We start from the raw sequence: 6152 nt of genomic DNA, 5'->3' as shown, positions 1-6152 counted from the left end.
CTACTGGATCGACTAGCTAATTATGATTTCCTTTGAAAAGGAAGAAGGAAGAGAAAATAATGCCAGCTAAAGATACTTATCATCAAGCTGTCAAAAATGCTTTAATTAAAGATGGTTGGATAATTTTAGCCGACCCTTATTTAATCAAATACAAAGATGCTGAATTATTTGCTGATTTAGCAGTAGAAAAACCTATTGCTGCTGAAAAAAAAGGAGATAAAATTGTTGTCGAAATTAAAAGCTTTTTAAGTCCCTCACCCATGAGAGATTTTGAAATGGCTTTAGGACAATATATTTTATATCGAAATCTAATCAATCTTACTCAACCAAAGTATCAAATTTACCTAGCAATTAAAGACAGTGTTTACGAAAACTTTTTTCAAAGAGATTCAATTCAAGATATTACTAAAATCAATCAATTACTTTTGATTATTGTTGATATAGATCGGGAGGAAATCACCAAATGGATAAATTAGAAAAATATCGTAATTATATTAAAAAGATATTAACTGAATATCACGAATGGGTTTTAGGCTCAAGCAATTTAGACCGAGAAAGTTGTCTTGTTTTTGACGAGATACACGATCAATATTTTTGGCTGTTTATGGGTTGGGAAGGAAAGAAAAAAATCAGAAATATTCAAGTTCATATTCGGATTAAAAATGAGAAGATTTATATTGAAGAAGATTGGACGGAGGAAGGTATTGCTAATGAGTTATTAAGGGAAAATGTACCGAAAGAAGATATTGTTTTAGCTTTCCACGATCCTGAAACTCGTAAGTTAACTGATTTTGCTATTGTTTAAATTATAGGATTTTATTTAGGGCTTGCTGATTAAATCTAAAAGCATTTACATATAAAGACTTTAGCTTTTTTGGGGCCTTTAAAAAGTACCTGGTATCACGTCTAAAACGCTCAAAAAGTTAGTATCTTAGGCGCATAGTTAGGCAGAAAAATCAAGGAACAATTCTTACTCCTACTTCCTCGCTCATTCCCATTTCTCCCCTCCCCTCCTGGGAGGGGTTAGGGGTGGGTTGTCTCCTGTCTCCTACCCCAGAAAAAAGACTTTTTCAGCAAACCCTATTTAGTATAGACGGTGCGTTACATTTTATTAACGCACCTTACTAATAGCTGATAGTTGATAGCTGACTGCTGATTGCTTTTTGTTAAAATTCCCCTGCTAAAGCAGCAACACAACGTTCACAAATAGTGGGGTCTTCTGAAGAAACACCGACATGAGTAGAATAATTCCAACAGCGGTCGCATTTCTCACCATCAGCTTTGACTACTCCTACTCCTAAAGAGTCTGAAATAGATTTATATTCAAGGTTACTTAAAGCTTCTGGAGATTCTAATAATTCTACCTGAGAAGTAATAAACAGATAACGTAATTCATCAACTCCATTACCAGCAATCATGTCTTTAATATTATTAGGTTGCTTGGGTAAAGTTTCTGTTTCTACTACTTGTGGAACAGGGGTAGAATCCACTTTTTTGGGAGGAACATAAGCTCCTTCTGGTGAAACTAAAGTTGCTGACTGTTTAACTGTATTATCTGTTGATTTTTTCTGTTTGGGTAATAAAGCATCTTTGCCAAAGATATCTTCTGTAGTCGATTTAATTTTTTCAGACAACTTTTGCCGATTTTTAGCAAATAATAGGTCGCCAGTCACAAAGCGAATTGTGTAGATAATTCCTACTAATTCCATGATGGAACTTACTACAGGTAGTTGGTGAATTGTTGTTACTACTGTTACTGTTATTCGGGTTAACAACAGTAATATAATGATAAAAAATACTGCTCCTAAAACTTTTTGATACCCACTAAATACTTTACTCAAAATATCAGGAAATTCTGATATAAAATTATTTTTTTGAGTAAAATTAGCAGGAGATTTTTCTTGGTTATTAGGAGTTTTATTTTCTGTTTTTTCTGGTTCAGTTTCTATTTTTGCTTCTAGAAATTCTGACTGACTTTTTTCTGTTTTAGCAATAGGATTAAAAGTTTGTATTTGCTCCCGTAATTCCGCATCTTTTACATACAACAATACCTTTGCTTCTAGAGGCGCACCAATGGCTTTTTCTGCCCGTGCTTTTTCCAAAACTTTGTTAACTTCAGTACGAGTTTTTCGTAACTCTTCCCATAATTTAGCCAACTCTGGGTTATGCCATTTTGACTCCATTTTCACCCATCCAGACTCAAATACAGATTTGTAGGGAGTCGGATAAGGAATATTTTGCCAAATATCTTCTGCCATGTGAGGCAAAACTGGAGCGATCGCTTTTGCCAAGTTTTCTACAGCTACAGCTAAAACAGTCTGACAACTACGCCGTCTGTAAGCATCAGTGGCGCTAATATAAAGCCTGTCTTTGGCAATATCTAAATAAAAATTAGATAAGTCAACCACACAAAAATTTTGAATTGTTTGGAAAAAGCGGAAATACTGAAACTTCTCAAAACCATCCTTAACTTCTGCAAATACCTCTGTCATCCGGTGCAACATATAACGGTCTAACTCTGGCATTTCTTCATAAGCAACAGCATCTTTTTCCGGATCGAAATCATTGATATTCCCCAATAAAAATCGCGCCGTGTTTCTAATTTTGCGATAAATATCCGCTATTTGCTTGAGAATATTTTTACCCAGGGGTACATCGGAAGAATAGTCAACAGAGGAAACCCACAAACGCAAGATATCTGCACCATAAGCAGGTTCTTGTTTTTTATTGTTGCCACCTTCGATAACTATTGACGGATCTACCACATTTCCCAGAGACTTACTCATCTTCCGACCATTCTCATCCAACACAAAACCATGAGTCAAAACAGTTTTATATGGCGCAACACCATTCGTAGCAATACTCGTCAGCAAACTTGACTGAAACCAACCGCGATGTTGGTCGGAACCTTCCAAATAGATATCAACTGGATACTTTAACCCATCCCTTTGTTGAGCAACTGCCGCCCAAGATGAACCAGAGTCAAACCAGACATCCATCGTATCCGTACCTTTGCGGTATTTGTCAGCATCTGGGCGATATTTTTCCGGTAAAAGTTCCTCCACCGACATTTCCCACCAAGCATCAGAACCCTTTTCCGCAACAATTTTTTGCACATGAGCAATAGTCTCCTCAGTCAACAAAGGTTCCCCAGTCTTTTCCTCATAAAATACCGGAATAGGAACCCCCCAACTTCTTTGTCGAGAAATACACCAGTCAGAGCGATCGCTCACCATAGGAGTAATACGGTTTTCTCCTTGAGCAGGTATCCACTGCACATCAGCGATCGCCTTGAGTGCTTCATTGCGGAAACCCTCTACAGAAGCAAACCATTGTTCGGTAGCTCGGAAAATAGTTGGTTTTTTAGTTCGCCAGTCATAAGGATATTTATGTTCGTAGGGTTCCTCTTTCAACAGAGAATTAGCATTTTGCAGTGCTTCAATGATGGCAACATTTCCCTCTTTTAATACATTTAACCCAGAAAACTCTCCTGCTTCAGCAGTAAATTTACCATTGCCATCCACAGGGGACAAAATTGGTAAATTATAACGTTGCCCTAATATATAGTCTTCTGGACCGTGACCGGGGGCGTTGTGAACTAAACCCGTACCTGAGTCAGTAGTAACGTAGTCGCCACCAATGATAATTTTACTTTCCCGCTCAAACAGTGGGTGTTGATAAATGCAATTTTCCAAATCTTGACCTTTAACTGTTGCTACAGGAGTTAAAGTTGTACCGAGAGTTGCCGACAAACGTTCCACTGCTTCTGCTGCAACGATAAATAACTTGTCTTCTCCCATTGCATAGTCAGCATCCGGTTTAACAACAGCATAGTCGAGGTCCGGGTTAACACTAACTGCCAAATTACCAGGAATAGTCCAAGGAGTTGTCGTCCAGATAGCAACCCAAAGTTTTTCCAGGTAAGGTTCCAGAGACTTTTCAACCGCTTTTGCTAGTTTCGTAATTTTAAAAGCAGCATAGATACTTTGAGATGTGTGACCTTCAGGATATTCCAGTTCAGCTTCTGCAAGAGCAGTCCTAGAACTCGGACTCCAATGTACAGGTTTAAGACCACGATAAATGTAGCCTTTCAAAACCATTTTGCCAAATACCCCAATTTGAGCAGCTTCATATTCTGGAGTCAAAGTCATGTAAGGATCTTCCCAGTCTCCCCAAACTCCATAACGCTTAAACGACTGCCGTTGTTTATCAACAGTTTCCAAAGCAAAATCTCTAGCTTTTTGACGTAATTCTATAGGTGTGAGTTTTCCCCTTTCTGCTGACTTAAGATTTTGAATAACTTTTAATTCAATAGGTAAACCGTGGCAATCCCAACCAGGAACGTAACGCACTTTTCGCCCTTGAAGAATTTGATAGCGGTTAATAATATCTTTAAGAATTTTATTCATGGCATGGCCAATATGTAGATCGCCATTAGCATAAGGCGGGCCATCATGTAGGGTAAATATTTCCCCTGGGTTGGTCTCTGAGAGACGTTCATAAATTTGTGATTCTGCCCAAAACTTTTGTAGTTCAGGTTCGCGAGTGACTGAGTTTGCCCTCATATTAAATTTGGTTTGGGGCAGGTTTACAGTGTCTTTATAGGATTTGGCTTCAACCATTAGATTTTAGATTTTTCTGTTAGTATATTGAGAATTTTAGACCTATTTTTTTGTATCATCCATTGTCTAGGGTGTTGGTTGTGTTTAATCTTATCTGCACAACTATATTTCATTGTAGTATGCGTAATATAAAGTTTCAACCAGATTTAGTATAAATTAGGAATCTTCCTCGCTCACTTCAACAGCTTGACGCATTGCCAAAAAAGCTTCTTTCACTGGTTGAGTGACTGAACTTTCTGGTTCTGCCAGAATTAGTTCTTGATACACCTCTAAAAAATTATTTCTTAACCTATAAAATAAATGCAGAAAATGTCTAGTAAAAGAAATACAATCCAGAATAGTAAATTCTATTCCTCCAGTATTTAAGTATAAAGATCGGGCATATTCTTGAACTTGTGAATTAATTTTTTCAGTAGTAATAAATATATAGTTATCTATTTTTTTATTGGTTAAGGATAATTTTTGCAATGCTCTATCTATGTCATTATTAGTAACAGATTTATTTTTTATTTCATAACAAGTTACAACCTCATCATTATCAATTAATGTAATTTCTACATCTCCTAATGCACCTGTTTGAAGATCGGCAGCATTATGAGAATGAAGAGAAAGTATCCTTTCTTTCAGGTATTTTTCAGCTACTTTATATGCAGCAGCTACTATTAGGACTGGAAGACGACTTGTTCCTTTCAAACTCAAATGTTTTTCGATTAGATTAACTATCTCTTCACAAGACAACAAAAGTGTATCATCTCTAGTAGTATTTAGTGTTTGAATTAATGATTCTAGGCGTTGCTGTCTTTCATTTCTAAAAATAATCAACCAACTAACAGTTTCTGTTAAAAGGTCCAAAGGTAAAACACGGTTATGATAAACATCATCCAATAAATTGAGAATAGCACGATAAAGTTGTGGTGGACGACCAACAAGATTAAAGTCTTTTGTCAAAGTATTGTTACGGTTTCGTAGAGCAGGTGTGAGAAAAGCTGTTGTATTATTACAAGGTAAGTTGTACTTATTGATAAAAGGAGTAATATATTGTTCATCATAAGTACGCCCTGAAAAAGCATCATTACTACCTATCTCTGTGTAAGGTTTCCTCACATCTAGTTCTGGTTTATGAATTTTTGCTAGTAAGCAAGACATCAGTAATCTTACTCCAGCACGGTTTTTGAGATTTCGCGCAATATACTCTACTTGCTGACTCATTTCGCTGTCATCTATAAAAGACCCGGCAATGTTAGCTGTTGCCCGTCGATAGATTGTTTCAAGGATTTCTTGTGGTTCTGACATTTAATCTCCTGTTCTGATAATTGATAATTTACCCACAAAACTTCAACTCGGTTTTGCTTTTTTCCGTCAGTACCAGTATTAGTCGAATGAGCTTTTTTTGCTGGAGCATCAATACAATACCAGTCTTGATAAAGGGTATCAAATAATTGACAATGATATCCAGAAATCGCCACTTTACCTTCAACACTATGCAACACTTCAGCTAATTTTCTGTGTTCGTCATCAGTCATTTCATAT

The 6152-nt window shown here is 36.6% G+C and carries 5 protein-coding genes; 2 read left to right on the top strand and 3 right to left on the bottom strand.

The annotated features are described in order from the left end of the window. Window positions 1-59 precede the first annotated feature (59 nt). Together AC3DU7_RS21990 and AC3DU7_RS21985 are read left to right on the top strand one after the other, a co-directional pair. Window positions 60-476: a XisH family protein gene (locus AC3DU7_RS21990; RefSeq protein ID WP_488041437.1), complete on the top strand. Its 417-nt coding sequence runs from the start codon at window positions 60-62 to the stop codon at window positions 474-476. Beyond that, window positions 464-805, top strand: a complete 342-nt coding sequence (locus AC3DU7_RS21985; protein WP_287274738.1) for a XisI protein — start codon at window positions 464-466, stop codon at window positions 803-805. The genes AC3DU7_RS21990 and AC3DU7_RS21985 overlap by 13 nt, the downstream gene beginning before the upstream one ends. Window positions 806-1166: 361 nt before the next feature. Here the strand turns inward: AC3DU7_RS21985 and ileS are convergent, their stop codons facing one another. The 3 genes from ileS to AC3DU7_RS21970 all read right to left on the bottom strand — a co-directional run. Further along, the gene (gene ileS / locus AC3DU7_RS21980; protein WP_488041436.1) at window positions 1167-4622 is read right to left on the bottom strand and encodes an isoleucine--tRNA ligase; all 3456 of its coding nucleotides are present in this window, start codon (window positions 4620-4622) and stop codon (window positions 1167-1169) included. 156 nt (window positions 4623-4778) lie between these two features. Continuing rightward, a complete protein-coding gene (locus AC3DU7_RS21975) occupies window positions 4779-5915 on the bottom strand; it encodes a hypothetical protein (protein WP_488041435.1) in 1137 nt (378 codons plus the stop codon). Next, window positions 5843-6152: hypothetical protein (locus tag AC3DU7_RS21970; RefSeq protein WP_488041434.1), on the bottom strand; the 310-nt coding region annotated here is incomplete at its 5' end. The genes AC3DU7_RS21975 and AC3DU7_RS21970, both read right to left, overlap by 73 nt.

The sequence above is a fragment of the Okeania sp. genome (assembly GCF_983059655.1).
Note: the sequence above shows the minus strand (reverse complement) of the source record. Positions and strands in the feature narration are given on the sequence as shown.